The organism is Psychroserpens mesophilus (assembly GCF_050617655.1).
GTDB classification, from domain to species: Bacteria; Bacteroidota; Bacteroidia; order Flavobacteriales; family Flavobacteriaceae; genus Psychroserpens; species Psychroserpens mesophilus_A.
This window is the reverse complement of sequence record NZ_JBODQC010000042.1, coordinates 1-459: the sequence shown is the minus strand read 5'-3', so window position 1 is coordinate 459 and position 459 is coordinate 1. Positions and strand designations below refer to the sequence as shown.

Sequence of the window (459 nt, the reverse complement as noted above, 5' to 3'; positions counted from 1 at the left end):
AAACTGCCTAAATCTGAACTTACAAACGTTGGACCCGTTAGCGTGAGTGGGTTACCGTTGCCATCTACAAACGTATCTGTTAAGGCCACGTTCGTTAAGGTGACGTTACCCGTGTTCTCTACTGTTATTGTATAGGTCAACTCGTCTCCTAAGCTTGCTCCGGCTGGTAACACATCATTGCTGATCGCTACAACCTTACCCGCTTCTAGACTTGGGGACTCTGCTATCGTCGTTTCTGTTGGATCATCTGTCGTGTTGCCGTCCAGATCATCTCCATCATCACTCGTGTCGCTAACTGTCGTGCCTGCTGGACTGTCTCCGTCTGCTACTACACTGTTGCTTACGCCTCCGGCATCTACATCACTCTGCGTGATCACGTAGGTCGCCGTATACGTCGCCCTCTCACCCACTTGTAAGGTCCCTTCTAAACTGCCTAAATCTGGACTTACAAACGTTGCA

1 protein-coding gene is annotated in these 459 nt (G+C 49.7%); it reads right to left on the bottom strand.

What is annotated here, in order from left to right; genetic code table 11:
- Positions 1-459: DUF7507 domain-containing protein (locus tag ACRHNM_RS16235; protein WP_431137686.1), on the bottom strand; the 459-nt coding region annotated here is incomplete at both ends.